Origin of the sequence: Kitasatospora sp. NPDC004615, assembly GCF_042873545.1 — a bacterium.
GTDB lineage: Bacteria > Actinomycetota > Actinomycetes > Streptomycetales > Streptomycetaceae > Kitasatospora.
Map to the genome: position 1 here is coordinate 428,970 of NZ_JBIALQ010000002.1, position 26,634 is coordinate 455,603.

Here is a 26,634-nt window from a genome sequence, read left to right on the forward strand (position 1 = left end):
GCAGGCGGGCGGGAGAGAGACCGCAGGCAGCCTGCACCGCCGAACCCGACAATTGCCGCATTGCCACCACCCCGACACGTCACCGCGGGGGACCTCAACTCCCAACACTGCGAGTGCGGCGTAGCGACCAGGCTGGACGGAGGCCCCAGGCAACGACCTGACACCTGCCACCCGACGCGTCCCCCACCCACGACAGCAACTCCCGACACTGCGAGTGCGGCACCACAACCGGGCCGGGCGGATACCCGGGCGACGACCTGCCGCACTGCCGCCAGCACCTCCACCACCAGCCCGACACCTCACCCGCCCGAGCAACGACTCCCCAATCACCGCAAGCACGCCAAGGGCAGCCGACCTCACCGAGCCCCGCGACCCGGCACCTACCGCACTGCCGCATCACCCCCGGCGCGTCACCCACCCGCGGCAGCAACTCCCTCGCCCGGCCGGTGCCGTGCGGCAGGCAGCGTCGCGGCCGGGAGCAGTCCGACGGCGGCCAGCAGCGCCAGGGTCGGCAGGGCGCCGTGCGGGCCGGCACCGGAGGCGGTGGCGATGCCCAGGGTGGGGCCGACGTTCATCGCGGTCTGCTTCAGCCCGCCGACCGCGCCCGCGTACCCCGGCGGGGCGTCGCCGACCACGCTGCCGGTAGCCGTCACCATCACCCCGGCGAACCCCGCTCCCAGCAGCGCCGAGGCCACCGCCGTCGCGACGGGCGCCGCCCCGCCGCCGCCCGGGCCGGCGAGTGCGGCAATTCCCGTCACCAGCAGCAGCGTTCCGCCGAACGCGGTGCGGCGCGGACCGTACCGGCGCAGCGCCCGCGCGGCGGCCGGGGCGCCCAGCACCATCAGCGCGGTCAGTGGCAGCATGCGCAGCGCGGTGTCCAGCGGGCCGAGGCGCAACGTGTCCTGGAGCCGGAACGTGGTGCTGAACAGGGTGCCGAACAGCCCGGCGGAGGACGTCAGGAGCAACGCCAGCGAGCCGATCACCGGCCGCGACCGGGCCACCGGACGCGGCACCACCGGCTCGACGGCGCGCCGCTCGTGGCCGACCAACGCCACCAACAGACCGGCGGCAACGGCCAGTTCGACGACGATGCCGGCGTCGCGCCAACCCCGGTCGGGAATCCCGGCGAGGGCGTGCACCAGTACGGCGAGCGCGGCGGCGAGCAGCGCAGCGCCCGCCAGGTCGAGCCGCTGGCGGCCCCGTTCGACCTCGGGTGGCCGCAGTGCGAGCGTCATCGCCGCGATCAGGACGGCGACCGGCACGTTGATCCAGAACACCGCCCGCCAGCCGAACTGCGCCACCAGCGCGCCGCCGAGCAGCGGGCCCGCGCCGGCGGCGACCGCGATCGCGCCCGTCCGCACCGCGATCGCCCGACCGAGCCGCTCCGGCGGGCAGTACAGCCGCAGCAGCGCGAGCGTTCCCGGCTGCAGCAGCGCCCCGAACGCGCCCTGGGCGACCCGTAACCCGATCACCCAGCCGACGTCGGGGGCGACCGCGATCCCGGCCGAGGCCGCGCCGAACCCCAGCACCCCCGCCAGCAACGTCCCCCGGTGCCCGTACCGGTCGCCGAGCCGGCCGGCCACCACCAGCAGGGCGGCGACCGCGACCAGGTAGCCGGTGCTGGTCCACTGCAACTCGGCCGCACCCGCCCCGAGTTCGCGCCGCATGCTCGGCTGGGCGATCAGCAGCACGGTGCCGTCCAGGGCCACCAGCATCGCGGCCGCGACGCTCACCGGCAACGCGAACCGGCTCACCGCTCACCCAGGTGCGCCACCAGAACCGCCTCCAGCAGCGCGTCCTCCCGCCCCGCCCCCAGCATCAACTCGACGCTCCCCCACCCCTGCAACTGCGCCAGCCCGTGCAGGTTCGCCCACAACGCCGCCGCCGCCACCGGCGCCCGCTCCCCGTCTCCCGTGCACTCCGCCACCAGCCCGGCCATCCCCCCGAACAGCGGCCCCGTCGACTCCCGCAGCCTCGGCCCCTCCGGCTCCCGCCCGTCACTGCTCAGCAGGTCATGACGGAACATCAGCTCGAACATCCCGCGCCGCTCCGCCGCGAACGCCAAGTACTCCCGAGCCACCCCCTCCAACTGCCCCCTGGCCCCCTCCGCCCGCACCCCCGCGAACCGCCGCCCCAACTCCTCGAACCCCCGCCGCGCCACCGCCGACAACAACTCCCGATGCGTAGCGAAATACCGCCGCGGCGCCCCGTGCGACACCCCCGCCCGCCGCGCAATCTCCCGCAACCCCACCGCCCCCGACCCCTCCGCCAGCACCAACTCCACCCCGGCATCCACCAGGCGCTCACGCAGGGACGTCTGCTCCTCATCCATAGACACTGTCTACCAACATCGCGTAGACACTGTCTACGTCCTGCCCGAGTGATCGGACACGGCGCTGCCGAAGAACAAGTCGCTGTCGTACGAACCTCGATATGGGCTAGCGTTCAGCTCGCACTGCGCCACCTCCAGGGGTGGACGCGACGCGCGACCTCGGAGGAATCGACCTTCGGTCCGACGGCATGCACTCGGTGCGTTCCCGGTGGGAGCCATCCGGCATCCGCCATCGGCCCACCGAAGGGACGCTCCCCGTGGCAATCGTCGAGTACACCCGCAAGCACCACAGCTGGATCCGTGACGTCCTGGTGGGCATCGCGGCGAGCATCGGCTCGAACCTGCTGTGGACGCTGGTGCTGATCGTGGTGCATCGTCTCGGCTGAGCCGAGCGCCGGGCGGGTCCTTCGGGGCCCGCCCTTGTGCGATCCGCGCACAGGTTAGTCTTCGAATCGTCATTGCGGCCCGCCGGGCTTCCGCTCCGCCCCGGTGGAGTCACGAAGGACATGCCCCCACCCGCACGAGTTGTCTCGTGCCTGGGGATCTTTGTGCTTCTACAGCTTTCGGCGGCCGAACTCGGTCGACTCGTTGAACCCACGGATTCGGCGCGGCTCCCACTCACCGAGCGGCTGATCGACCTACACGCCGAGTTCCACGGGCGCCAGGCGGGAACCGGTGACATCAACGCCTGGAACAACAGCATTCCCGTCGTGGTCAAGGCCCTGTTGGACTGCGGTCTGGGCGAAGTCGTCGTGCAGATCGAAGTGGCTCTGCCGCACACCAATTCGGCGGTCGACCTGGTGCTGTGCGGTCAGCACCCGGGCACCGGCGCAGACTCCTATCTCGCGGTCGAGTTGAAGCAGGCCCGGCACGCCGTCGTCGACCCCGGCTGTCCGATCGCCGTGGACCTCGGGTTCGGTGACGGCAGGAACAAGCTTCACCCGGTACGTCAGATCCAGTGCTATTGCGAGTACATGGTGCGCTACATCTCCCACCTCCGGGAGAACGAGGACAGCCTGATGGGGGCCGCGTTCCTGCACAATGCGCGAGACACGGACGTCGAGGCGCTGTTCGACCTGCCCGAGAGTCGTTACGGAGCGCTCTACACCCTGGACGACCTGCACCGGTTTCGCCGCGTTCTCACATCGAGGTTCTCTCCCGCTTCCGGACTCCGTGCTGCAGAGGCCCTGGGAAAGTCTCGGCTCCGTCCGCTGCTCAAGGTGACTGACCTGGCGCGCCAGCGGTCGGTGGCGGGAGGCGGTCTGATACTTCTCGACGAACAGCAACTCGCAACCGACCTGATCGTCCGGCGCCTGAAGCGGGCCGACCCGCACGGTGCACTCGATGTGGGCCTGTTCGGCGATCCCGACGCCGTCCCCGAACCTGTCGGCAGCGATCGGGAACGCAAGCGCGTCTTCATCCTGCGGGGCGGTCCGGGCAGCGGAAAGAGTGCCGTGGCCCTCGAATTGCAGCGGTTGCTCGGCAACGACAATCACGAGGCGGTACTGGCGAGCGGATCCCGCGCGTACACCGAGACACTTCGCGAGATCATGATCGGCGCAGCACGACAGGGCCGGACATCGGACAAGAAGAAGTCGGCCAAGAGGCTCTACCAGTACTTCAACAGCTTCACCGGAAGCGCGCCCGACAGCATCGGCATCCTGATCTGCGACGAAGCACATCGAATGCGCCGCAGTTCAACCCATCGCAACACTCCGAGGGAACTCCGCGACGACGACCGGCCACAGGCGACCGAACTGCTCAACGTGGCACGGGTTCCGGTCTTCCTGCTGGACGACCACCAGTCGATCCGGCCCGACGAGGTCGGCACGGCCGACTACCTCAAGGAACTCGCCGAGAGCCTCGGCCACCAGGTCCAGGTGAACGACCTCGAAGGGACGTTCCGCGCGGGTGGCAGTAAGCAGTACCAGAGCTGGGTCCAACAGCTTCTGGGGCTGGGCACCTCGTCCGATCCGACGGTCTGGCACTCGGACGGTCGGATGACGCTGATGGTGGCGGACTCCCCGGACAACCTGGAGGAGCTCATCAATACGTGCGGCCAGCAAGGATTCACGTCCCGCATCACCGCGGGCTTCTGCTGGAAGTGGAGCAACCCGAAGCAGAACCAGCTCGTCGCAGATGTGCGCATCGGGGATTGGCACCGACCGTGGAACGTGAAGCCCACACACCACGTACCGGATGCGCCGCCGTCGTACCTGTGGTCGACCGACCCCCGAGGCATCGGTCAACTCGGCTGTGTCTACACGGCCCAGACCTTCGAATACGACTGGAACGGCGTCATCATCGGGCCCGATCTGCTGTTCCGTGACGGAAAGTTCGTCGTCAATCGGAGTGCTTCCCGTGACCCTGCTTTCCACAGCGGGATCGAGGACCGAGTCGTGGACCGGTGCATCCGCAACGCCTACCACGTACTCCTCACTCGCGGCGTCGCCGGCACCATCGTCTACGCGGTCGACCCGGAGACCCAGAACGCCCTGCGCACGCTCATCCCAGGCACCATCGGAAGGCAGAACATCAAGGGCTCCCGGACTCAGCCGCTCACCCCCGAAGGAGCGCAACTACCGCCTGCCTACCGCAACCACCAACGGTAATCTTGCTCCCGTCGTAGCTGCGGCCCGCCGGGCTTCCGCTCCACTCCTGGTGGAGCCATGAAGGACATGCCCCCACCCGCACGAGTTCCTGCGTGCTGCCTGGGGGGCCTTTCTTGCTGTTCCGCGACTCCGCTGCCACGGTTGCTGCCGAGTGTCTGTCCGGTGGCCTGTTCCTTCGCCTCACGGATCAGTTCGTTCGCACACACGGCCACCGGCCCAGCCTTTCCGAGTACCAGTCGTGGGAGCGGAGCATCCCGATGCTCGTCGGCGTGCTCAACGATGCCGGCCTCGGCCAGGTGGAGGTGCTCCTGGAGTACGGGCTCCCGTTGAACAGCAAGCGGGCAGATGCCGTTCTCGCCGGAGTCCACCCCGAGACCGGCCTGCCCTCGTACGTGGTCGTGGAACTCAAGCAGTGGCGCGGTGCCGAACCGGACGACGAGGATCCCTCGCTCTGCTGGGTCGGCGGCTACACCCGACCGGTACTGCACCCCGTCGATCAGGTCCGCGGCTACTGCGAGTACCTGGTCTCCTTCAACTCGGTGCTGGCGGAGCACCCGAATCGCCTCCACGGGGTCGCGTACCTGCACAATGCCACCGAACCCGGGGCCGGTGGCCTCCGCGAAGCCGACCAGGACCGGTTCGGCATGCTCTTCACCCTCGCCCAACGCGGCGAGTTCATGGACTTCCTGCGCGCCAGATTCGGGCCCGCCTCCGGTGCCGCAGCAGCGGACGAACTTCTCGCCGGAAAGATCGGACCGTCCAAGCAGCTGATGGCAGTGGCCGCGACGGAAGTTCGTGAGCGCGAGCAGTTCGTGCTGCTGGACGAACAGAAGGTGGCGTACCGAACGGTGCTCAACGCGATCCGCCGTGCCCGACAGGCTGATCACAAGGAGGTCGTGGTTGTCACCGGCGGGCCGGGCACCGGCAAGAGCGTCATCGCGCTGTCACTCCTCGGCGAGTGCTACCGGCAGGGCATCACCGCGCTGCACGCCACCGGCTCCAACTCCTTCACCACCACCATGCGAAAGGTCGCCGGCACGCGGAAACGCGAAGTGCGCGACCTCTTCAAGTACTTCAACAGCTTCATGACCGCCGAACGCAATGGCCTGGACGTCCTGCTCTGCGACGAGGCCCATCGCATGCGACAGACGTCGGCCAATCGCTACACGCCTGCGGCCAACCGGTCGGGCAAGGCCCAGATCGAGGAGCTCATCGACGCCGCCCGAGTGCCGGTGTTCCTGCTGGACGAGCACCAGGTGGTCCGCCCCGGCGAGATGGGCACGGTCGCCGAGATCCAGGCCGCCGCGGCCGCGAAGGGGCTCGACTGCCGGGTGGTCCCGCTCGACAGCCAGTTCCGCTGCGGCGGAAGCGATGCCTACCTCCGCTGGGTGGTACGGCTGTTGGGCCTTGAGCCCGGCGGGCCCGAGGTCTGGGAGCCGGACGGCAGGATGCAACTCGTCCACGCCTCCACCCCGCAGGAGATGGAGGCCATCCTGGAGGCGCAGCGCGCACAGGGCCACAGCGCGCGGATGTCGGCGGGCTACTGCTGGAAGTGGACGAAGAAGGTGCCGGTCGGGCAGGCGCTGCCCGCGGATGTCGTCATCGGCGACTGGGAACGGCCCTGGAACGTCTTCGGCGAGCGGTCGGTCGCCGGCGCCCCGCCCGCGGCTCTCTGGGCGACCGATCCAGCGGGGTTCGGCCAGGTCGGCTGTGTCTACACGGCCCAGGGATTCGAGTACGACTGGAGCGGCGTTGTACTCGGCCCCGATCTGATCTGGCGCGGCGACCGTTGGGTCACCGACCGGACAGCGTCCAAGGATCCGGTCTTCAAGTCCACGACACCGGACGCGGATGTGGACCGGCTGATCCGCAACACCTACAAGGTCCTGCTGACACGAGGAATGATCGGCACCGTGGTGTACTCGACCGACGCCGAAACCCGCGAGAAGCTGCGCGAACTCACCAGCCGGCTCGCCGCGCTCGCGGTCGTCTGACCTGAACGAACACCGACGGGGCCGACCCATGCAGGGCCGGCCCTGTTCGGTGTCGGTCAGGCGTCAGACGTTGAAGCGGAACTCCACCACGTCGCCGTCCTGCATGACGTAGTCCTTGCCTTCGATGCGGGCCTTGCCCTTGGCGCGGGCTTCGGCGATGGAGCCGGTGGCGACGAGGTCTTCGAAGGAGGTGACCTCGGCCTTGATGAAGCCCTTTTGGAAGTCGGTGTGGATGACGCCGGCGGCCTCGGGGGCGGTGGCGCCCTGCTTGATGGTCCAGGCGCGGGCTTCCTTGGGGCCTGCCGTGAGGTAGGTCTGGAGGCCGAGGGTGGCGAAGCCGACGCGGGCGAGGGTGGCGAGGCCGGGCTCGTCCTGGCCCATGGACTGGAGGAGTTCGAGGGCCTCGTCGTCCTCGAGTTCGATGAGCTCGGACTCGATCTTGGCGTTGAGGAAGATGGCCTCGGCGGGGGCGACCAGGGCGCGCTGGGTGTTCTTGAAGTCCTCGTCGGAGAGGGCGTCCTCGTCGACGTTGAAGACGTAGAGGAACGGCTTCGCGGTCATCAGGTGCAGGTCGCGGACGAGGGTGGTGTCGAAGCCGGCCTCGAAGAGGGTCTTGCCGGTTTCCAGGACGGCCTGGGCGGCCTCGGCGGCGGCGAGGACGGGGGCGGTGTCCTTCTTGAGCCGGGCTTCCTTCTGGAGCCGGGGCAGCGCCTTCTCGATGGTCTGCAGGTCGGCGAGGATCAGCTCGGTGTGGATGGTGTCGATGTCGTCCTTGGGGGACACCTTGCCGTCGACGTGGACCACGTCGGGGTCGGTGAAGGCACGGACGACCTGGCAGATCGCGTTGGCCTCGCGGATGTTGGCGAGGAACTTGTTGCCCAGGCCCTCGCCCTCGCTGGCGCCGCGGACGATGCCGGCGATGTCCACGAAGTCGACGGTGGCGGGCAGGATGCGCTGCGAGCCGAAGATCTCGGCGAGCTTGTCCAGCCGCGGGTCCGGGACGCCGACGACGCCCACGTTGGGCTCGATGGTGGCGAACGGGTAGTTGGCCGCCAGCACGTCGTTCTTGGTCAGGGCGTTGAACAGGGTCGACTTGCCGACGTTCGGCAGGCCGACGATTCCGATCGTGAGCGACATGGAGAGTGGTGTCCCGTGGCTTGGAGGGCGTCGAGGTGGCCCGGTGCGGGCCGATCCCCCAGTCTACGGGGCGTGCGCGGGCCCGAAGCAGCGTGGTGGGGCGTGCACCGGCCGGACACGGACCAATTGCCGGGAAGCCATTACACAGGGTGTCGATGATCGGACCGTACGTTGGTCGGGTGGAGCAGAGCATCCGTACCCAGCCGCCAGGGCCGAGAAGACGAGCGCCGGGGCGCGGCGCCGACGAGGCCGCCGTTCCGGGGCAGAGCCGGCCCCCAGAGTCCCGGTTGCGGACGGCCGCCGACGGCCGGACCGGGCCGCCCGCCGTGCAGTGGCTGCAGCGGCTGCCGCACCGGCTGCTGACTGCCCGCCGGAGGCGGGCCGGCGGGCGGCCCGCCCGGCTGACGGCGGTGGGCACCGGGGTGGTCGCGGTGGCCGGGACGCTGGTGGCCGCGGGGGTGGACCGGCTGGTGTTCGGGGGGCTCGGGGTGCTGTTCGGGCTCGGCTATCTGGTGGTGTGCTTCCAGCTGGCCGTGCGGGTGCGGTACCCGGACCTCCCGGCGGCCCCGATCTGCGGGCCGATCGCGTTCGCGGCGGCGCTGGTGCTGCTGCAGCCGGGTGCCACCAACGGCGTCACCGGGCAGGTGGTGGCGCTGGCCGGTGGACTGGCGCTGCGTGCGGGCTGGCTGTTCACCGGCACCGGCCTGGCCGCCGCGATCGTCACCGCGCGTTACATCGCCCAGCGCCGCCGCCACCGGACCCGCTAGATCGCCCAGCGCCGCCGCCACCGCACTCGCTAGGTCAGGGAGCGGGCGGCGGCCATCGCCGCGCCGACGATGCCCGCGTCGTTGCGGAGCTCGGCGGGGACGATCTCGGCACGGCGGTCCTTGAGCAGGGGCAGGAACTTCTCGTGCTTGCGGCTGACGCCACCGCCGACGATCACCAGCTGCGGGGAGAAGAGCATCTCGACCAGGTCGAGGTACTCGTCGACCCTCCCGGCCCACTGCGGCCAGCTGAGGTCGTGGCGTTCCTTGGCGGCGGAGGAGGCGCGCCGTTCGGCGTCCTTGCCGCGCATCTCGAGGTGGCCGAGTTCGGTGTTGGGGACGAGCACGCCGTCGGAGAACAGCGCGCTGCCGATGCCGGTGCCGAAGGTGAGCAGCAGGACCACGCCTGAGCGGCCGCGGCCGGCGCCGTGGGTGACTTCGGCGAGGCCGGCCGCGTCGGCGTCGTTGACCACGGTGGCGGGCATGCCGAGCGCCTCGGTGAAGCGGCCGGCGGCGTCCAGGCCGATCCAGCTCTTGTCGACGTTGGCGGCGGTGCGGGTCTGCCCGTCGACGACCACGCCGGGGAAGGTCAGGCCGACCGGCCCGTGGTGGCCGAAGTGCCGGACGACCTCGCAGACCGCGTCGATCACCGCGTCCGGGCCGGACGGGTGCGGGGTGAGCACCTTGAGCCGCTCCTGCGCGAGCACGCCCTTGTCCAGGTCGACCGGTGCGCCCTTGATGCCCGAGCCGCCGATGTCCACGCCGAAGACCGTCGTCACTGCCGTCGCCTTCCGTACCGCCGGGGGCCTCCGCTGCCCGCCTGCTCTCGCACCAACGTACGGGGGTGCGGGGGCGGGCGCAGCCGTTCCCGGACGGTCGGCGCCCGCACGAGCGACGCCCGGGCCCCTCGGGAGAGGGATCCGGGCGTCGGACGGCTTACGTGGGCTGACGGGCGGTCAGAGCTTGCCGGCGGCCTCGGCGCGCAGGTCGCGGCGGAGCTCCTTGGGGAGCGAGAAGATCAGGTGCTCCTCGGCGGTCTTGACGATCTGCACGTCCTCGAAGCCGTGGGCGGCGAGCAGCTGCAGCACGCCGTCGACCAGGATCTCCGGCACGGACGCGCCACTGGTCAGGCCGACCGTCTGCACGCCCTCCAGCCAGGCGAGGTCGATCTCGTCGGCGAAGTCGACCAGGTGGGCGGCCTTGGCGCCGTACTCCAGGCCGACCTCGACCAGGCGGACCGAGTTGGAGGAGTTCTTCGAGCCGACCACGATCAGCAGGTCCGCCTCGGGGGCGAGCTGCTTGACGGCGACCTGGCGGTTCTGGGTGGCGTAGCAGATGTCGTCGCTGGGCGGCGAGACCAGCAGCGGGAAGCGCTCCTTGAGGGCGCCGACGGTCTCCATGGTCTCGTCCACGGAGAGGGTGGTCTGGGAGAGCCAGACCAGCTTGGACTCGTCGCGGACCTTCACGTTGGCGACGTCCTCGGCACCGTCCACCAGGTGGATCCGGTCCGGGGCCTCGCCCATCGTGCCGACGACCTCCTCGTGGCCCTCGTGGCCGATCAGCAGGATGTCGTAGTCCTCGTCGGCGAACCGGCGGGCCTCCTTGTGCACCTTGGTGACCAGCGGGCAGGTCGCGTCGATGGTGGCGAGCTTGCCGGCCTCGGCCTCGTCGTGCACCGACGGGGCGACACCGTGCGCGGAGAACACCACGATCGCGCCCTCGGGCACCTCCTCCGTCTCGTCGACGAAGATCGCGCCCTGCTTCTCCAGGGTCTGCACGACGTACTTGTTGTGGACGATCTGCTTACGGACGTAGATGGGCGCCCCGTACTGCTCCAGGGCCTTCTCCACGGCAATCACGGCGCGGTCGACACCCGCGCAGTAGCCACGGGGGGCGGCGAGCAGGACACGGCGCTGAGCACTGGCGGACATGGCTCCATCGTACGGGCGAGTCCCGCCCGCACGGACGCGAGTCGCCACTGTCGGGGCGGGTGCGGCCGGTGGAATGGCGAGGGTGAGCACACAGGCGGCTTCGACGGAACTGCGGCGCACTCTCGGGGTGCGCGATCTGATGGTGTACGGCCTGCTGTTCATCGCCCCGATGGCGCCGGTCGGCGTGTTCGGCGTGCTGGACGCGAAGAGCCACGGGGCGGTGGCCGCCGTCTACTTGGTGGCCACCGTGGCGATGGGGTTCACCGCCCTGTCCTACGCCGAGATGGTGCGGGCGGTGCCCCGGGCCGGGTCGGTGTTCGCGTACGCGCGGGCCGGACTGGGCGAGGGGCCGGGGTTCATCGCCGGGTGGATGGCGATGCTCGATTACTTGCTGATTCCCGCGGTCGCGTACCTGTTCTCCGGCATCGCGCTGAACTCGCTGGTGCCGGGCGTCTCCCGGTGGGTGTGGACCACGCTGGCGGTGCTGATCACCACCGCGCTCAACCTGATCGGGGTACGGACGGCGGCCGTGGTCGGCTTCGCGGTGCTGGCCATGGAGATCGTGGTGCTGACGGTGTTCGTGGTCGCGGCCTCGGTGGAACTCGCGCTGCACGGGGCGGCCCGGGACTGGGGGTCCCCGTTCGGGGGAACCGGCGGGTTCTCGTTGACGGCGGTGCTGTCGGCGGTGTCCGTCGCCGTGCTCTCCTACCTCGGCTTCGACGCGATCGCCTCGTTCGTGGAAGAAGCGGTCGGCGCGTCGGCGGCGGTCGCCAGGGCCGTGCTGTGGTGCCTGGCGCTGGCCGGCCTGCTGTTCGTCGTCCAGACCTACCTTGCGGCGGTGCTGGAACCCATGACACCGAGCCAGCTGGCCGCCGACCCGGCCGCGCAGGGGTCGGCGTTCTACGACACCGTCGAAGCCGCCGTCGGGCACTGGCTGCACGTGCTGATCGCCGCGTCCAAGGCGATCGGCGCCGCATTCGCCGCGCTGGCCGGGCAGGCCGCCGCCGGGCGGCTGGTGTTCGCGATGGGACGGGAGGGGCGGCTGCCCCGGCGGCTCGGCGTGGTCGAGGAACGCACGTCCACCCCGCGGCGGGCGCTGCTGACGGCCGCCGTCATCACGCTGGTGGCCGCCGTCTGGGCCGCCCGCCGCGACGACGGACTCGACCGGCTCACCTCGGTGGTCAACGTCGGCGCGCTCACCGCGTTCATCCTGCTGCACGCCTCGGTGGTGGGCTGGTACATGGTGCGCGGCCACTCCCGCGACTGGCTGCGCCACGCCGTCGTTCCGCTGCTGGGCATCGCGGTGATCGTCGCGGTGCTGGTGGAGGCTTCGCACACGGCGCTGATCGTTGGCGGGATCTGGCTGGCGGTGGGCTTGTTGGTGTTGCTGGCGGGGATGCGAGGTCAGGGGCGCGGGGAACGGCGCGAAGCGGGAGGCACCCGACCGCAAGATCGCGACGCAGGACAATGACCCGCACGTGATCGCGACCTTGCGGACGTGCGCTCCTTGCCCCCGCCCTGTCGCCCTGTTCGCATAGCCTCTGGGAATGGCTAATGCGAGCAGTCCCGAAGCGCCCCTGCCCGTGGCTAAGGTCTCGGCGCTGATCGGCGGGTGGGTCGATCGGCTGGGCGAGGTGTGGGTGGAGGGGCAGATCGCGCAGCTCTCGCGGCGGCCGGGGGCGGGGATGGTGTTCCTGACGCTGCGCGACCCCGATCGGGACGTCTCGTTGACCGTGACGTGCTTCCGGTCGGTGTTCGAGCAGGTCGCGGATGCCGTGCAGGAGGGGTCGCGGGTGATCGTGCTGGCGAAGCCGGAGTGGTACACGGCGCGCGGCACGCTGTCGTTGCGGGCGTCCGAGATCCGGCTCGTCGGGTTGGGTGAACTGCTGGCCCGGCTGGAGCAGTTGAAGCGCAAGCTGTTCGCCGAGGGGCTGTTCGAGGAGTCCCGGAAGAAGCCGTTGCCGTTCCTGCCGGGCTGTGTGGGCCTGGTGACCGGTCGGGGTTCGGCGGCCGAGCGGGACGTGCTGGAGAACGCCCGGCGGCGGTGGCCGGCGGTGCGGTTCGAGGTGCGGAACGTGCTGGTGCAGGGGCCGCAGGCGGTGTCGCAGGTGAGTGCCGCGGTGCGCGAGCTGGACGCGCATCCGGACGTCGAGGTGATCGTGGTGGCGCGCGGCGGCGGCAGCGTGGAGGACCTGCTGCCGTTCTCCGACGAGGAGTTGGTGCGGACGGTGGCGGCGGCCCGGACGCCGGTGGTGAGCGCGATCGGGCACGAGCCGGACCAGCCGCTGCTGGACTTCGTCGCGGACCTGCGGGCGTCCACGCCTACCGACGCGGCGAAGCGGGTGGTGCCGGACGTGGGCGAGGAGCTGGCCCGGGTGCGGCAGTTGCGGGACCGGGCGCGGCGGTACGTGGTGCACCGGGTGGACCGGGAGGCGGCGGGCCTGGCGTCGGTGCGCAGCCGTCCGGCGCTGGCGGCACCGACCGAGGCGGTGGCGGCGCGCGGCGCGGAGGTGACGGCGCTGGTGGAGCGGGCCCGCCGGGTGCTGGGGCACCGGCTGGACCACGCGCAGACCGACCTCGGCCACGCGCTGGCCCGGGTAGTGGCGCTGTCGCCGCTGGCCACCCTGGAGCGCGGGTACGCGGTGCTGCAGCGCGAGGACGGCGCGGTGGTGACGGACCCGGCGCAGGTCGCCGGCGGCGAGGCGCTGCACGCCCGGGTGGCGGGCGGCGCGTTCGAGGTGCGGGTGCCCGAACAGGGCTGACGGCTCAGTCGGGGAGGTCGGTGAGCAGCCGCTGGCGGGAGAGCGCGGTGGAGTGCTCGTGGAAGCCGAGGCTGCGGTAGAGCGCCTCGCCGCCCTCGGTGGCGTGCAGGTCGATCCGGGTGGCGCGGCGTTCGTCGAACCAGGCGAGCAGCGCCTCGGTGCAGGCCCGGGCGTGGCCCCGGCCGCGGTGGTCGGGGTCGGTGCAGATGTTGAAGACGAAGCCGAACAGGCCGTCGGGGTGGCCGGGGGCGGGCAGTCGCTGTTCCAGGGTGCCGACGGCGCAGCTGGCGAGCCGGCCGGGGTTGTCCGGGTCGTCGATCACGTACGCCTGCAGGCGCCGGTCGGGCTCGGCGAGCCGGCGGGCCATCAGGTCGTGGGCGGTGTGCTGCCAGTGGCCGGGGCGCGATTCGCCCTGCATGGACTCGAACATCAGCGTGCGCAGGCGGACGAGTTCGGCGGCGTCCTCGGGGCGGGCCGGGCGTGGGGTGCTCATGTGCGGCAGCGTAGGCGGGGGCGCAAGTGCTTTGTCCGGGCGAGCCCCTAGGGTGGGCGGCATGGCTGATCAGCAGGGTGCGGATGTCGAGCAGGTGCTCGGGTACGAGCAGGCGCGGGACGAGCTGCTGGAGGTGGTCCGGCGGCTGGAGACAGGGGGGACGACGCTCGAGGAGTCGCTGGCGCTGTGGGAGCGCGGCGAGCAGCTGGCGAAGGTGTGCCAGCGCTGGCTGGACGGTGCCCGGGCCCGGTTGGACGCGGCGCTGGCGGCCGAGGAGTCCGCCGGCGAGTAGCCGCGCCGGAGGTGTGGCGCGCATCACAGTGGATCTTGGGAATGGTTTAACTTTCACCGAAGTTGAATCGGTCTGTACGGCACCGGCCGTGCCCCGAACCGCCCCACAGCTTTGAGGTAGGACAACGCCATGACCCTGGCCCTCGACGCCGCCGCCCAGGACCTGCTCTTCCGCGAGGCCCGCACCGCCAACACCTTCTCGGACGAGCAGGTCAGCGACGAGCAGATCCAGGCGATCTACGAGCTGGTGAAGTTCGGCCCGACCGCGTTCAACCAGCAGCCGCTGCGCATCGTCCTGGTCCGCTCCGAGGAGGGCCGCGCCCGCCTGGTGCAGCACATGGCCGAGGGCAACCAGGCCAAGACCGCCGGCGCGCCGCTGGTCGCCATCCTGGCCGCCGACAACGAGTTCCACGAGGAGCTCCCCTCGCAGCTGCCGCACTTCCCGCAGGCCAAGGACATGTTCTTCAGCGAGCGCCCGGTCCGCGAGTCCTCCGCCGCGCTGAACGGCGCCCTGCAGGCCGCCTACTTCATCATCGGCGTGCGCGCCGCCGGCCTGGCCGCGGGCCCGATGACCGGCTACAACGCCGAGGGCATCAACAAGGAGTTCTTCGGCGACGGCGACCACTCGGTGCTGGCCGTCGTCAACATCGGCAAGCCGGGCGAGGACGCCTGGTTCCCGCGCAGCCCGCGCCTGGCCTACGACGAGGTCGTCACCACCGTCTGAGTCCGCTCGGCACCGTGACAGCGAAGGCCCCCGCCGTTCCCCGGCGGGGGCCTTCCGCGTGCTCGCGTGACTACTTCAGCGACTCGGCGAGCTGCGCGAGCTCCTCGTACGAGGCGGTGCCGGTGAGCACCGTGGTGCCCTTGTCGCCGGCCGGGCGGGTCAGCGCCCGGTAGTGGTCGCCCTGCACCCGCTGCCACTCCTGGCCGGCCACCGTGGAGGTGCCGTCCGGCTTGCCGCCGGGCACGTTCTTGGCGACCACGTCGTCGGGCTTGCCGTCGCTCTGCTCGACCGCCGCGTACTGGCCGGAGGCGGTGCTGAGGCCCAGGTGCCAGACGGCGTGGCCCTTGTCACTCGGGCTGTAGCTCACCGAGGTGGCCTGCCAGCCCTCCGGCAGGGGCTGCGGGCCGAGCAGCGGGTACGGCGCGGCGCGCTTCGCCGAGGACAGTTCCGCCTGGAACGGCACCCGGTGCACGCCGCCCTTGCCGTCCGCGCTGGGGATGCTGAAGTACGCGACCGCCACCACGACGCCGACCGCCGCCATCGACAGGACCATGTCCCGTACCGACTGACGGCCCTTCTTGCTGCTGTTGCCTGCCACCCGCCCATGGTAGGCGGCGCTTACCAAAGACCGGCGCTCGGGCCGCCCCGTCACGGTGCGCGAGGAGTGCGCCGCAGACTCCCGTTCCACCTGCCGATACGATCGCAACAACCCTCGCAGCAGCGCCGGTGACCCTCCGTGACCCGATGCTGACTTGTCGTCGCGTACAGAGAGGTAACGACGATGACCACGCAGTACCCGCACCACCTTCCCAGCGCCCTGGAGGTCGCGCCGGAAGCCCCCGACCGCAACCTGGCCCTCGAACTGGTCCGGGTCACCGAGGCCGCCGCGATGGCCGCCGGCCGCTGGGTCGGCCGGGGCGACAAGAACGGCGCCGACGGCGCGGCCGTGAAGGCGATGCGCACCCTGGTGTCCACCGTCTCGATGAACGGTGTCGTCGTCATCGGCGAGGGCGAGAAGGACGAAGCCCCGATGCTGTACAACGGCGAGCGGGTCGGCGACGGCACCGGCGCCGAATGCGACGTGGCGGTCGACCCGGTGGACGGCACCACGCTGACCGCCAAGGGCATGAACAACGCCGTCGCGGTCCTCGCGGTCGCCGACCGCGGCACCATGTTCGACCCCAGCGCGGTCTTCTACATGGACAAGCTGGTCTGCGGCCCCGAGGCCGCCGACTTCGTCGACATCACCGCCCCCGCGGCCGTCAACATCCGCCGGGTCGCCAAGGCCAAGGGCTCCGCCGTCGAGGACGTCACCGTCGTCGTCCTCGACCGGCCCCGCCACGACGGCCTGGTCAGGGAGATCCGCGAGGCCGGCGCCCGGATCAAGTTCATCTCCGACGGCGACGTGGCCGGCGCGATCATGGCGGCCCGCGAGGGCACCGGCGTCGACCTGCTGATGGGCATCGGCGGCACCCCCGAGGGCATCATCGCGGCCTGCGCGATGAAGTGCATGGGCGGCACCATCCAGGGCCGGCTGTGGCCCAAGGACGAGGCCGAGAAGCGCAAGGCGCTGGACGCCGGCCACGACCTGGACCGGGTGCTGCACACCGACGACCTGGTCAGCGGCGAGAACGTGTTCTTCGTCGCCACCGGCATCACCGACGGCGAGCTGCTGCGCGGCGTCCACTACCGCTCGGAGACCGCCACCACCTCGTCGCTGGTGATGCGCTCCAAGAGCGGAACGATCCGGCAGATCGACTCCACCCACAAGCTGTCGAAGCTGCGGGCCTACAGCGCGATCGACTTCGGCCGGGCCAACTGAGGCCGGACCGGCGCGTACGCGAACGAGACGCCCGCGAACGGGCGTTGACCGGTCGCCGTTGACGGATCGGCGTTGACCGGTCGGCGATGACGAACAGGCGTTCAGGGGCCGCCGGGGAGAACCTCCCCGGCCGGCCCCGCGTCCGTTCTCAGCCGGCTATCCGGCCCGTCAGGCGCCTGGCGTCCAGCAGTTCGGCCTCCCGGCGGCGCCGGCGGGCGAGCACCACGCGGCGCTCGGCGGCCGTCAGCCCGCCCCAGACGCCGTACGGCTCGGGCTGGGCCAGCGCGTGCTCGCGGCATTCGAGCAGCACCGGGCAGCGTGCACAGACCCGCTTGGCCTGCTCCTCGCGGGAGAGCCGGGTGGCCGTCGGCTCCTTGGAGGGAGCGAAGAACAACCCGGCCTCGTCGCTGCGGCAGGCGGCTGAAGTGTGCCAGGGGCTGTCGTCCTGATCCGGCGGGGCCGCGGGGCGGCGGGCGGCGGCGGTGGACTCGATCGGATGCAGCACGGTGACTCCTGACCAGGCTCAAGGCTCGGGGATCGGTCGCCTCCTGCCCGACTGCCCCGTGCTCCCTCGCCGTGGCACCGTCGCCGACCCGCGGGGTCACAGCCGTACAGGAACGATGTGCGATTGGAACTACCCCGCCGCCCCCGGATTCATGCACACCGCACGCAATCGACTACCCAGTGCACTCGGAACAACGACGAGTGCCGCCAGGTGAGTTGACGCCCCGTGAGGTTTCCGCAGGTCAGCCCTCCAGCTGCCGGCGCACCCACTCCTTGAGCTTCTTGCCGCGCTTCGGCCTGGCCTCGCAGCCACCGAACACCGCCGCGCCCTTGATCCGCACCACCGGCGCGTACGGGTCCGGCGAGGTCTGCTCGCGGACGTCGAAACCGCCGAAGATGCCGGCGCCGCTGCCCTGCAGGGTGACGTTCTCCGGGACCCGGATCTCAACGCCGCCGAACACCGCGATCACCTCGATGACCACCTCGGGCGACTCGAACACCGCGTCGGTCAGGTCGATCTCGACGCCGCCGAACACGGCCACGGCCTTCAGGTGCGAGCCCACCCGCCAGCGGCCCTTGCGGGCGGCGCCGCCGAACACCGCGAGCATCGTGGGCGATTCGGCCCGGGCCGGCGGCAGCGGCGGCTGCTGCTGCGGGGCGGGGGCCGGGGCGTCCAGCGGCGGCTTGGTCAGGTTGTGCCGGATCGGCCCCGGGTGGCTGGGCAGATCGCGGGTGAGCGGCTCCAGTTCGCCGAAGGTGCGGGCGTTGTAGGCGGCCTCGATCCGTTCGGCGTGCTCGTCGACGGTGAGCCGGCCCTCCGCGTAGGCGTCCCGCAGCAGGTCGGCGACCCGCTCGCGGTCGGCGTCGGCGGCCCGGAGCTCGCCGGCCAGGTCGGTGCCGGGAGCCGGCGCGGGCTCGTTCTTCTTCATCGGGGCGGGCGGCTGGCCCTGCGGCTGCTGCTGCTCGGGAGAGTTGTCCACGTCACAAGCCTAGCGAGCCCACTCCCGGCCCGAACGCCGGTTCGACGCAATGCGCGTGGCACGGACCGGAAGCGCGGCGGGCGCGTACGGATGGCGCGAGCGGGCGGCTCACTCACGGGCGCGCACGCGTGACCCGCGTCACGCAGGCCGACCTGAGCGCCGGGGCCGTGCTCCGTGCGCCTAACCTGGAGGGTGCCTCGTCGACGACGCCGAAAGAACTGAAGGATCTCCCCCATGGCTTCAGAGTTCGCCTACCGCGACCTGCTCCCGCTCGGTGCGGACACCACCCCGTACCGCAAGCTCACCTCCGAGGGCGTCTCCACCTTCGAGGCCGGCGGCCGCACCTTCCTGCAGGTCGAGCCGGAGGCCCTGCGGCTGCTCACCGCCGAGGCGATGCACGACATCTCGCACTACCTGCGCCCGGCCCACCTGGCCCAGCTGCGCCGCATCCTGGACGACCCGGACGCCAGCCCGAACGACCGCTTCGTCGCGCTGGACCTGCTGAAGAACGTCAACATCTCGGCCGGCGGCATCCTCCCGATGTGCCAGGACACCGGCACCGCGATCGTGATGGGCAAGCGCGGCCAGAACGTGCTGACCTCCGGTCAGGACGAGTCGGCGATCGCCCGCGGCGTGTACGACGCGTACACCAAGCTGAACCTGCGCTACTCCCAGATGGCCCCCGTGACCATGTGGGACGAGCAGAACACCGGCAACAACCTGCCGGCCCAGATCGAGCTGTACGCCACCGACGGGGACGCCTACAAGTTCCTGTTCATGGCCAAGGGCGGCGGCTCGGCGAACAAGTCGTACCTGTACCAGGAGACCAAGGCGATCCTCAACGAATCGTCGATGCTCAACTTCCTGGAGCAGAAGATCCGTTCGCTCGGCACCGCGGCCTGCCCGCCGTACCACCTGGCGATCGTGGTCGGCGGCACCAGCGCCGAATTCGCCCTGAAGACCGCGAAGTACGCCTCCGCGCACTACCTGGACAACCTGCCGACCGGCGGCGACGCCAAGACCGGCCACGGCTTCCGCGACCTGGAGCTGGAGCAGAAGGTCTTCGAACTCACCCAGAAGATCGGCATCGGCGCCCAGTTCGGCGGCAAGTACTTCTGCCACGACGTCCGCGTCATCCGCCTCCCCCGCCACGGTGCCTCGCTGCCCGTCGCGATGGCCGTCTCCTGCTCGGCCGACCGCCAGGCGCTCGGCAAGATCACCGCCGAGGGCGTGTTCCTGGAGCAGCTGGAGACCGAGCCGGCCAAGTACCTGCCGGAGACCACCGAGGCCCACCTGGACGGCGACGTGGTCCGGGTCGACCTCAACCAGCCGATGGCCGCGATCCGCGAGCAGCTCTCCAAGTACCCCGTGAAGACCCGGCTTTCGCTCTCCGGCACGCTGGTCGTCGCCCGCGACATCGCGCACGCCAAGATCAAGGAGCGCCTGGACGCCGGCGAGGGCATGCCGCAGTACATGAAGGACCACCCGGTCTACTACGCCGGCCCCGCCAAGACCCCCGAGGGCTACGCGTCCGGCTCCTTCGGCCCCACCACGGCCGGCCGGATGGACTCCTACGTCGACCAGTTCCAGGCCGCGGGCGGCTCGATGGTCATGCTCGCCAAGGGCAACCGCTCCAAGCAGGTCACCAAGGCCTGCAACGAGCACGGCGGCTTCTACCTCGGCTCGATCGGCGGCCCGGCGGCGCGGCTCGCGCAGGACTGCATCAAGAAGGTCGAGGTCCTGGAGTACCCCGAGCTCGGCATGGAAGCCGTCTGGCGCATCGAGGTCGAGGACTTCCCGGCGTTCATCGTGGTGGACGACAAGGGCAACGACTTCTTCGCCGAGGTCACGGACGGCCCGCTGATCACCAACCTGCGGGTGCGCTCGGCGCAGTGACCCGCTGAAACGGGACGAGCCCCGGCCGGTGAGGGTCGGGGCTCGTTCTGGTGACGTGGGTACTGGTCACGGGCAGTTGATGATGGTGCCGAGGGGCTCGAAGGTCTCGTCGTCCTTCGGCGCGATCGGCTTCTCGATCTGCTTCTCGACCGGGGCCGCAGCCGGCTGCTCGGCCAGCACCTCGAGGGCCTTCTCGATCGAGTTCGGGTCGGCGGGGGCAGCGGTGTGCTCGGTCGCGGGCGCAGCCGTGATGGTCTCGTCGGCCATGGGGTGGGCCGCCTTTCAGCTAAAGGGTGATTGCCCGGACGACTCTCCCCGGGCTCGCGGCCAGTATCGTAGGGGGCGCTAAATGTCTCATAAACGTCGTACCCTGCATCCGCTTGGTGGACGTTTGCTCGCACCCTCATAAGCTGACGCCCCCACACGACCGGTGTCAGCGTGGGGAACAGACGGTTCATCGGCCACAGGGGAGGACATGGAGCTTCAGGGCACGCGCTCCGCCGAGGCGTTGCGCTTCCAAGTGCTCGGCCCTGTCCAGGCATGGCGCGGTGATGCACCGCTCGCACTCGGATCGCCGCAACAGCAGGCGGTCCTGGTCGCCCTGCTGCTCGGCGAGGGCCGCCCGGTGACCACCGACGACCTGGTCGACGGCATCTGGGGTGATCGAACCCCGCCGCAGGCGGTCGCCGCACTGCGCACGTACATCTCCCGGCTGCGCTCGGTACTGGAACCGAACCGCGAAGTCCGCAAGCCCGCCGAGGTCCTAGTCTCGGTGAGCGACGGCTACGCGCTGCGGATTCCGACGGAGTCCATGGACCTGGCGGTCTTCGAGCAGCGGGTCGCCGAGGCCACGAACGCGCGGGCGGAGGGTGCGTTCCGCTCCGCCCACGACGGGTTGGTGTCGGCGCTCGACCTGTGGAGCGGCCGCCCGCTTCCGGGAGTGCCGGGGCCCTACGCGGAGTCACAGCGCAGTCGGTTGACGGAACGTCGACTCGCAGTCGCCGAGGAGCGCTGCGCGATGGCGCTGGAGATCGGCCTGCACGCCGACGTGGTGGCCGAGCTCAACTCGCTTTCCGCCGCCCATCCGCTGCGCGAACGGCTGCGCGAGCTGCTGATGCTGGCGCTGTACCGCAGCGGCCGGCAGGCCGAGTCCCTGGGTGTGTACGCGGACACCCGGAAGCTGCTGATCGAGGAACTGGGCGTGGAGCCCGGCACCGCGCTGGCCGCTATGCACGCCCGCATCCTGGCTGGCGACCCGGAGTTGATGGCGGTCCTCGCCGCACCGTCCAAGGCCGCCGCGGAGGAGTCGACCCCGTTCGTCCCGCCTGCTCAACTCCCGGCCGACGTATCGGACTTCAGCGGTCGCAGCAAGATTGTGAACGAGCTCCGGGACGTGCTGAGGGCAGGTTCCGGCCAAGCCGTGGTCGTCACCTCGCTGGCCGGCATCGGCGGTGTCGGGAAGACCACCCTCGCGGTGCACGTGGCACACCTGCTGCGGCCGGACTTCCCGGACGGGCAGCTGTACGTGGACCTGCGCGGCGCGGGTGCGTCCCCGGCCGACCCGGCTGTCGTGCTCGGTGACTTCCTGCACGCGCTCGGCACGCCCGACGCCCCCGACTCGTTGGACCAGCGCTCCGCGATGTACCGCTCGCTGCTGGCCGACAAGCGGATGCTGATCCTGCTCGACAACGCCCGCGACGCCCAGCAGTTGCGGCCGCTGATCCCTGGTGTCTCCGGCAACGCCGTGATGGTGACCAGCCGTTCGAGGCTGGCGGAGATCCCCGGCGCGCACCTGGTGGACATCGAGGAGCTGACCCCGGACGAGGCGCTGGCGCTGTTCTCCGCGATCGTCGGTGTCGAGCGGGTGGCCGCCGAACCCGAGGCCGCGCTCCAGGTGGTGACCTCCTGCGGCTTCCTGCCGCTGGCGGTCCGCATCGCCGCCGCCCGGTTGGCCAGCCGGCCGCGTTGGAGCGTCTCGGACCTCGCACGCCGGTTAGCGGACCAGCGCAACCGTCTCCAGGAGCTCCAACTCGGCAACCTCGCCGTGGAGACCACCCTGGGGCTCGGTTACGCCCAGCTCCAGCCCGAGGAGGCCCGGGCGTTCCGGCTGCTCGCGCTGGTGGACTCGCCGGACCTCCCGCTGGCGGCCGTCGCCGCGCTGCTCGGCGCTCCCGAGCAGGAAGCGGAGGACCTGGCGGAGGCGCTGGTCGAGGCCAACATGCTGGAGTGCTTCACGCCCGGCCGGTACCGCTACCACGACCTGCTGCGGCTCTACGCTCAGCGGCAGAATGCGAAGATCGCGGACATTGAGCTCCAACAGGATGCGCTGCTGAGGCTGTTGGATCTGGTTCATGCCACCATGCGGAACGCCGAGCAGGTACTCGAACCTGACGATATCTCGGTAGAGCCACTGCACGTCGCGCAGTCGTCCGGGCTGACGTTCTCCGACACCGCAACGGCCCGCGAGTGGCTCCGCTCCGAGGTTGCGGTCCTGCTCGGCGCGGTGGAGGCGACGGCCAGTGCCCCGCTGGAGCTGCTGCAGCCGGCAGTGGACATCCTGCAGAGCATGACCAGCGTGGTCGAGGACCCATCGCTCGCCCCGCGCATCCGAAGTGTGCTGCACGGCGTCGCAGCGAATCCGGCAGCGCGGAGAGACGCGGCGACCCTGGCCCGGGTGCACTACGCGCTCGGTCACATGCATCAGGTGGCAGCCGAACTCGCCGAGGCAGAAGAGGCTTTGGCCGCCAGCCTGGCACTTCTTTCGGGTGATCGGGCCACCATGCTGCGGCTGGTCACGACCAATGCACTCGCGATCGTTCTGATCATGGCGGGTCGACCGGCGGAGGCGCTGCCGTTCTACGAGCAGGCCCGCCTGATCGTGTCCCGAATGGACGCGCCGATCAACGAGGCCCGGCTGCTCGCCAATATGGCTCGTGCCTACGTCGGCCTGGACCGGCACGAGGAGGCAGTGGAGGCCGCCCGCGCGGCAGTGACGGCTGCCCGGGCGTCCGGCAACGTGCCGTGTCTGGCGGACACCCTCTACCAGTTGGGCGTGGTGCTGCGGTCCACCGGCGAGCCGGGCGAGGCGGCCATACACCTGCGTGAAGCTCATCAGCTGTACCGCGCCCACCAGCACCCGATCTGGGAGGGCTACTCCCTCGCCCGCCTCGCCGCCTGCCTGCTGGCCGACGGTCAGTTCGCGGCGGCGGCGGAGGCGGCGGAGGAGTCGTTGTCGATCGCGCAGGAGATCGAGGCGGCGTACTGCCAGGGCATGGCCAACGCCGCTCTCGGCGAGGCGCTGCTCGAACTCGGGCAGCCTTCCCGCGGTCTGGCGTGTCTTCAGGAGGCGTTGACGGTGTTCACGCGGCTCGGTGTGCCCGAGGCCCAGCCCGTGCAGGACCTCATCGACTCTCGGCACACCGAGCCTTCTCCTCCCCCCGCGCCGTAAGGCCTTCGCTCCCCCGTGGTACCCCCCTGGTCCCCCGGCGAAGGCCTGTCCCCCCGGGGCGTCAGCGTTCCCGCAGCCCCCCGGCTGCGGGAACGCTTTGACGCTTCCCCGGCGCTGAGGAAGACTCTGCCAGGCCGCGATTGACGTTCGATAAACGCCGGCGGCTGGGTGGTTGATGGGGTATTGGGGCTGGTCAGGGGTGTGGTGCGGGCGTGGCGGGCGGCGTGCGGGGGGCTGGTGCGCTCCGTTGCGGGCGACGGTGTGCTTCGGTCGGCGGGCGATAATCGCCCAACGGCGAACGAGTTGGCCGGAAACGGACTCCACGGTGCGGTGATCGCGTTTATTCTCATAAACCAGGGTCGGGAGTGGTGTGCGGACCACGACGGGTGGGGCAGGACGCGCGCGGGAGAGGTGCCCAGATCAGGTGACGGACGAACAGACTGAAGTCCCCGCCGACGCCGAGCGGGCGTCCGCGGGGGAGCGCCGCCGGGCCGAGCGGGCCGGCCAGGCCGCTGCCTTCGATGCGATGGGGGAGCGGTACCAGGAGGTGTTTCCGGCCAGGTCGGGCCAGTTGGCGTGTGCCGGGTGGCTGGTGGAGCAGCTTCCGGCCGGGGCCGTGGTGTTGGACGTGGGCTGTGGCGCGGGTGAACCGACCGCGCGTCAGCTGGCGGACGGTGGGCTGCGGGTGATCGGTGTGGATCTCTCGGCGGGCATGCTGGAGCAGGCCCGGAAGGCGGTGCCGGAGGCGGTGTTCCACCGCTTCGACGTCGTCGACCTGGCCACCGGGAACGCCGAAGAACTGTGGGGCGTGCCCGAGTTGGGGCCGGCCGGGGCGGGGACGCTGGACGGTGCGGCGGCGTTCTTCTCGTTGCTGATGCTGCCGCGGGCGGAGATCGCCGAGGCGCTCGGCCGGATCCGTGAACTGCTGCGCCCGGGCGGCCTGTTGGCGCTGGGCATGGTGGAGGCGGACCTGGACGACGCGGCGCTGCCGTTCCTGGACCAGCGGATCCGGGTCAGCGGCTATCTGCGTGAGGACCTGACCGGCCTGCTGGAGCGGTCCGGTTTCGCCGTGGAGGCGGTGGACAGCCAGTCCTACGCCCCGGCGGGGTCTGCGCAGCCGCCGGAGACCCAGCTGTACCTGCGCTGTCGGCGCACCGGCTGACCGGGAGTCAGCCGCCGCCTTCGACGTCCTCCACATCTGCACAGAATCGGGCAGCCCGTGCGCGACCACCTGGAGCCCCTGGCGGGGCAGCAGCCCGCCGTCCCCGTCCAGCGGCATCCGCCGCCCGACGGGCTGCCCCGGCTTGCCGAGCGCCTGGCGTACCTGGACGGTGCGGCCCGGCGGATCAACAGTTCGCTGGATCTGACGGCCACCCTGCGCAACCTGGGCCGGGTGCTGGTGCCGGAGCTCGCGGACGCCCTGGTGGTGCTGGTCCGCGATCCCCTGCCGGACGTCGAGCGCGACCTGGGGCGTCCGCGCGCGCTGCGGGTGCGGCACACCGCCGGGACGAAGCTGGGCCGCTCCGGCGGCCTGCGCCCGGTGCCGCCCGGCAGCGCGCTGGAGCGTGCCCTGGAGCGGCGCGCCCCGCACGGCCCGACGGTGCTGGACGAGCGGCGCGGCGGCCTGCCCGCCGAGCTGCTCGGCGCCCGGGCGCTGGGCCGGCTGCCGGCGGGGACGGCGCTGCTGGCGCTGCCGCTGCACGGGCGGCAGGCCGCGCTCGGCATGCTGCTGCTGATCCGGCGCCCGGCTGCGGACGGGCAGCCGGTGTCGTTCGACCCGGCGGACACCGCGACGGCCGCGCACCTGGCGACCCACGCGGGCCTGGCCGTGGACACCGCGCTGCGCTACACCCGCGAGTGGGAGATCGCGGACGAGTTGCAGCGCTCGATGCTGCCCGCGCACCTGCCGCAGCCGCACGGCGTGCGCCTGGCGCACCGCTACCTGCCGGGCGAGCGCGGGGCGCAGGTCGGCGGCGACTGGTACGACTCGATCCCGCTGCCGGGCAACCGGGTGGCACTGATCGCCGGCGACGTGATGGGCCACTCGCTGACCTCGGCCGCGGTGATGGGCCAGCTGCGCACCTCCGCGCAGACCCTGGCGGGCCTGGACCTGCCGCCGCACGAGGTGCTGTACCACCTCGACGAGCAGGCTCAACGCCTGGGCCGCGAGCACCACTTGGCGACCTGCGTGTACGCGGTGTACGACCCGATCGCGGGCCGGGTGGTGATCGCCAACGCCGGGCACGTACCGCCGGTGCTGGTCGGCCCGGACGGCACCAGTGAGCTGCTGGACCTGCCACCCGGCGCGCCGATCGGCGTCGGCGGCGTGGACTTCACCTCGGTGGAGCTGGCCGCGCCGCCCGGATCCTCGCTGCTGCTGTTCACCGACGGCCTGGTGGAGACCCGCCGCCGCCCGCTGGGCACCGGACTCGAACTGCTGCGGGCCCGGTTGGAGGGGGCGAACCGGCTCACCCCCGAGCAGCTGTGCCAGGAGGCGCTGCGGATCCTGCCACCGGGCGACCGGGCCGACGACATCGCGCTGCTGGCCGCCGCGTTCGACGGGATCCCGGCCTCCGACGTCGCCTACTGGTACCTCCAGCCGCGGCACGAGACGCCGGGCCGGGCGCGCCGGCTGGCCGGGCACGCGCTGCACAACTGGGGCCTGGACCATCTGCGGGAGAACTGCGAACTGATGGTCAGCGAGCTGGTCACCAACGCGATCCGGCACGCCACCCGCCCGGTGACGCTCCGGCTGGTGCGCACCTCGCGGCTGCGCTGCGAGGTCGGCGACGACTCGGCGGCGCTGCCCCGCACCCGCCGGGCGGGCCCCGACGAGGAGCGTGGGCGCGGCCTCCAGATAGTCGCCCGGTGTGCGGACCGGTGGGGTGCGACCCGGCTGGGGGCGGGCAAAGTGGTCTGGTTCGAACAGCGCATCTGAGCGCCT

Annotated in this window: 23 protein-coding genes; 13 read left to right on the forward strand and 10 right to left on the reverse strand. The window is 71.2% G+C overall.

What is annotated here, in order from left to right; genetic code table 11:
- Positions 1-410 precede the first annotated feature (410 nt).
- The gene (locus ACFYS8_RS08805) at positions 411-1,754 is read right to left on the reverse strand and encodes an MFS transporter (protein ID WP_387637762.1); all 1,344 of its coding nucleotides are present in this window, start codon (positions 1,752-1,754) and stop codon (positions 411-413) included.
- Positions 1,751-2,332 carry a TetR/AcrR family transcriptional regulator gene (locus ACFYS8_RS08810; RefSeq protein ID WP_387637765.1) on the reverse strand — a complete coding sequence of 194 codons (582 nt, stop codon included), beginning with the start codon at positions 2,330-2,332 and terminating at the stop codon, positions 1,751-1,753. The genes ACFYS8_RS08805 and ACFYS8_RS08810 overlap by 4 nt, the downstream gene beginning before the upstream one ends.
- A 257-nt stretch (positions 2,333-2,589) precedes the next feature.
- Here ACFYS8_RS08810 and ACFYS8_RS08815 point away from each other — a divergent pair, with 257 nt between their 5' ends.
- From ACFYS8_RS08815 to ACFYS8_RS08825, 3 genes are all read left to right on the forward strand, one after another.
- Complete coding sequence (locus tag ACFYS8_RS08815; protein ID WP_387637767.1) at positions 2,590-2,718, forward strand: DUF6408 family protein; 129 nt, start codon at positions 2,590-2,592, stop codon at positions 2,716-2,718.
- 162 nt (positions 2,719-2,880) lie between these two features.
- Positions 2,881-4,944, forward strand: a complete 2,064-nt coding sequence (locus ACFYS8_RS08820) for a DNA/RNA helicase domain-containing protein (protein WP_387637770.1) — start codon at positions 2,881-2,883, stop codon at positions 4,942-4,944.
- 113 nt (positions 4,945-5,057) lie between these two features.
- On the forward strand, positions 5,058-6,938 hold the full coding sequence (locus tag ACFYS8_RS08825) for a DNA/RNA helicase domain-containing protein (RefSeq protein WP_387637773.1): 1,881 nt from the start codon (positions 5,058-5,060) through the stop codon (positions 6,936-6,938).
- A 63-nt stretch (positions 6,939-7,001) separates the two neighbouring features.
- Here the strand turns inward: ACFYS8_RS08825 and ychF are convergent, their stop codons facing one another.
- On the reverse strand, positions 7,002-8,075 hold the full coding sequence (gene ychF, locus ACFYS8_RS08830) for a redox-regulated ATPase YchF (protein ID WP_387637775.1): 1,074 nt from the start codon (positions 8,073-8,075) through the stop codon (positions 7,002-7,004).
- 179 nt (positions 8,076-8,254) lie between these two features.
- Between ychF and ACFYS8_RS08835 the strand changes: the two genes are divergently transcribed.
- Complete coding sequence (locus tag ACFYS8_RS08835) at positions 8,255-8,842, forward strand: DUF6542 domain-containing protein (RefSeq protein WP_387637778.1); 588 nt, start codon at positions 8,255-8,257, stop codon at positions 8,840-8,842.
- Between the two features lie 29 nt (positions 8,843-8,871).
- Here the strand turns inward: ACFYS8_RS08835 and ppgK are convergent, their stop codons facing one another.
- The gene (gene ppgK, locus ACFYS8_RS08840; protein WP_387637781.1) at positions 8,872-9,618 is read right to left on the reverse strand and encodes a polyphosphate--glucose phosphotransferase; all 747 of its coding nucleotides are present in this window, start codon (positions 9,616-9,618) and stop codon (positions 8,872-8,874) included.
- Between the two features lie 177 nt (positions 9,619-9,795).
- Positions 9,796-10,770, reverse strand: a complete 975-nt coding sequence (locus ACFYS8_RS08845) for a 4-hydroxy-3-methylbut-2-enyl diphosphate reductase (RefSeq protein ID WP_387637783.1) — start codon at positions 10,768-10,770, stop codon at positions 9,796-9,798.
- Positions 10,771-10,843: 73 nt separating this feature from the next.
- Here ACFYS8_RS08845 and ACFYS8_RS08850 point away from each other — a divergent pair, with 73 nt between their 5' ends.
- Together ACFYS8_RS08850 and xseA are read left to right on the forward strand one after the other, a co-directional pair.
- Positions 10,844-12,241, forward strand: coding sequence for an APC family permease (locus ACFYS8_RS08850; RefSeq protein WP_387637785.1), 1,398 nt, complete (start codon positions 10,844-10,846; stop codon positions 12,239-12,241).
- Positions 12,242-12,317: 76 nt separating this feature from the next.
- Positions 12,318-13,532, forward strand: coding sequence for an exodeoxyribonuclease VII large subunit (gene xseA, locus ACFYS8_RS08855; protein WP_387637787.1), 1,215 nt, complete (start codon positions 12,318-12,320; stop codon positions 13,530-13,532).
- A gap of 4 nt (positions 13,533-13,536) precedes the next feature.
- Here xseA and ACFYS8_RS08860 read toward each other — a convergent pair whose 3' ends face one another.
- Positions 13,537-14,025 carry a GNAT family N-acetyltransferase gene (locus tag ACFYS8_RS08860; RefSeq protein ID WP_387637789.1) on the reverse strand — a complete coding sequence of 163 codons (489 nt, stop codon included), beginning with the start codon at positions 14,023-14,025 and terminating at the stop codon, positions 13,537-13,539.
- A 61-nt stretch (positions 14,026-14,086) separates the two neighbouring features.
- Between ACFYS8_RS08860 and ACFYS8_RS08865 the strand changes: the two genes are divergently transcribed.
- A complete protein-coding gene (locus tag ACFYS8_RS08865) occupies positions 14,087-14,317 on the forward strand; it encodes an exodeoxyribonuclease VII small subunit (protein WP_387637792.1) in 231 nt (76 codons plus the stop codon).
- Between the two features lie 129 nt (positions 14,318-14,446).
- Positions 14,447-15,040 (forward strand): malonic semialdehyde reductase, encoded by a 594-nt coding sequence (locus tag ACFYS8_RS08870; protein ID WP_387637794.1) that lies wholly within the window; start codon positions 14,447-14,449, stop codon positions 15,038-15,040.
- A 70-nt stretch (positions 15,041-15,110) separates the two neighbouring features.
- Here the strand turns inward: ACFYS8_RS08870 and ACFYS8_RS08875 are convergent, their stop codons facing one another.
- Positions 15,111-15,638, reverse strand: coding sequence for a DUF4245 domain-containing protein (locus tag ACFYS8_RS08875; RefSeq protein WP_387637796.1), 528 nt, complete (start codon positions 15,636-15,638; stop codon positions 15,111-15,113).
- Positions 15,639-15,821: 183 nt separating this feature from the next.
- On the opposite strand from ACFYS8_RS08875, the gene glpX reads away from it, so the two are divergent.
- Positions 15,822-16,862 (forward strand): class II fructose-bisphosphatase, encoded by a 1,041-nt coding sequence (glpX, locus tag ACFYS8_RS08880; RefSeq protein ID WP_387637798.1) that lies wholly within the window; start codon positions 15,822-15,824, stop codon positions 16,860-16,862.
- Positions 16,863-17,010: 148 nt separating this feature from the next.
- On the opposite strand, the gene ACFYS8_RS08885 is transcribed toward glpX, so the two are convergent.
- Both ACFYS8_RS08885 and ACFYS8_RS08890 read right to left on the reverse strand, forming a co-directional pair.
- A complete protein-coding gene (locus ACFYS8_RS08885; RefSeq protein WP_387638868.1) occupies positions 17,011-17,364 on the reverse strand; it encodes a WhiB family transcriptional regulator in 354 nt (117 codons plus the stop codon).
- A gap of 244 nt (positions 17,365-17,608) precedes the next feature.
- Positions 17,609-18,346: a DUF1707 domain-containing protein gene (locus ACFYS8_RS08890; protein WP_387637801.1), complete on the reverse strand. Its 738-nt coding sequence runs from the start codon at positions 18,344-18,346 to the stop codon at positions 17,609-17,611.
- 234 nt (positions 18,347-18,580) lie between these two features.
- On the opposite strand from ACFYS8_RS08890, the gene ACFYS8_RS08895 reads away from it, so the two are divergent.
- A complete protein-coding gene (locus ACFYS8_RS08895; RefSeq protein WP_387637805.1) occupies positions 18,581-20,242 on the forward strand; it encodes a fumarate hydratase in 1,662 nt (553 codons plus the stop codon).
- Positions 20,243-20,308: 66 nt separating this feature from the next.
- Here ACFYS8_RS08895 and ACFYS8_RS08900 read toward each other — a convergent pair whose 3' ends face one another.
- On the reverse strand, positions 20,309-20,509 hold the full coding sequence (locus ACFYS8_RS08900; protein ID WP_387637807.1) for a hypothetical protein: 201 nt from the start codon (positions 20,507-20,509) through the stop codon (positions 20,309-20,311).
- A 208-nt stretch (positions 20,510-20,717) separates the two neighbouring features.
- Between ACFYS8_RS08900 and ACFYS8_RS08905 the strand changes: the two genes are divergently transcribed.
- The 3 genes from ACFYS8_RS08905 to ACFYS8_RS08915 all read left to right on the forward strand — a co-directional run bounded on the left by ACFYS8_RS08905 (position 20,718) and on the right by ACFYS8_RS08915 (position 26,628).
- Complete coding sequence (locus ACFYS8_RS08905) at positions 20,718-23,690, forward strand: BTAD domain-containing putative transcriptional regulator (RefSeq protein WP_387637810.1); 2,973 nt, start codon at positions 20,718-20,720, stop codon at positions 23,688-23,690.
- Between the two features lie 424 nt (positions 23,691-24,114).
- Positions 24,115-24,852 (forward strand): methyltransferase, encoded by a 738-nt coding sequence (locus tag ACFYS8_RS08910; protein ID WP_387637813.1) that lies wholly within the window; start codon positions 24,115-24,117, stop codon positions 24,850-24,852.
- A gap of 57 nt (positions 24,853-24,909) precedes the next feature.
- On the forward strand, positions 24,910-26,628 hold the full coding sequence (locus ACFYS8_RS08915; protein ID WP_387637815.1) for a SpoIIE family protein phosphatase: 1,719 nt from the start codon (positions 24,910-24,912) through the stop codon (positions 26,626-26,628).
- Positions 26,629-26,634 lie beyond the last annotated feature (6 nt).

Coding starts and splice junctions, on each gene's coding strand:
- ychF (WP_387637775.1), bottom strand. CDS start 8,075: ATGTCGCTCACGATCGGAATCGTCGGCCTGCCGAACGTCGGCAAGTCG.
- ACFYS8_RS08895 (WP_387637805.1), top strand. CDS start 18,581: ATGGCTTCAGAGTTCGCCTACCGCGACCTGCTCCCGCTCGGTGCGGAC.
- ACFYS8_RS08870 (WP_387637794.1), top strand. CDS start 14,447: ATGACCCTGGCCCTCGACGCCGCCGCCCAGGACCTGCTCTTCCGCGAG.
- ACFYS8_RS08850 (WP_387637785.1), top strand. CDS start 10,844: ATGGCGAGGGTGAGCACACAGGCGGCTTCGACGGAACTGCGGCGCACT.
- ACFYS8_RS08865 (WP_387637792.1), top strand. CDS start 14,087: ATGGCTGATCAGCAGGGTGCGGATGTCGAGCAGGTGCTCGGGTACGAG.
- ACFYS8_RS08905 (WP_387637810.1), top strand. CDS start 20,718: ATGGAGCTTCAGGGCACGCGCTCCGCCGAGGCGTTGCGCTTCCAAGTG.
- xseA (WP_387637787.1), top strand. CDS start 12,318: ATGGCTAATGCGAGCAGTCCCGAAGCGCCCCTGCCCGTGGCTAAGGTC.
- glpX (WP_387637798.1), top strand. CDS start 15,822: ATGACCACGCAGTACCCGCACCACCTTCCCAGCGCCCTGGAGGTCGCG.
- ACFYS8_RS08900 (WP_387637807.1), bottom strand. CDS start 20,509: ATGGCCGACGAGACCATCACGGCTGCGCCCGCGACCGAGCACACCGCT.
- ACFYS8_RS08845 (WP_387637783.1), bottom strand. CDS start 10,770: ATGTCCGCCAGTGCTCAGCGCCGTGTCCTGCTCGCCGCCCCCCGTGGC.
- ACFYS8_RS08810 (WP_387637765.1), bottom strand. CDS start 2,332: ATGGATGAGGAGCAGACGTCCCTGCGTGAGCGCCTGGTGGATGCCGGG.
- ACFYS8_RS08860 (WP_387637789.1), bottom strand. CDS start 14,025: ATGAGCACCCCACGCCCGGCCCGCCCCGAGGACGCCGCCGAACTCGTC.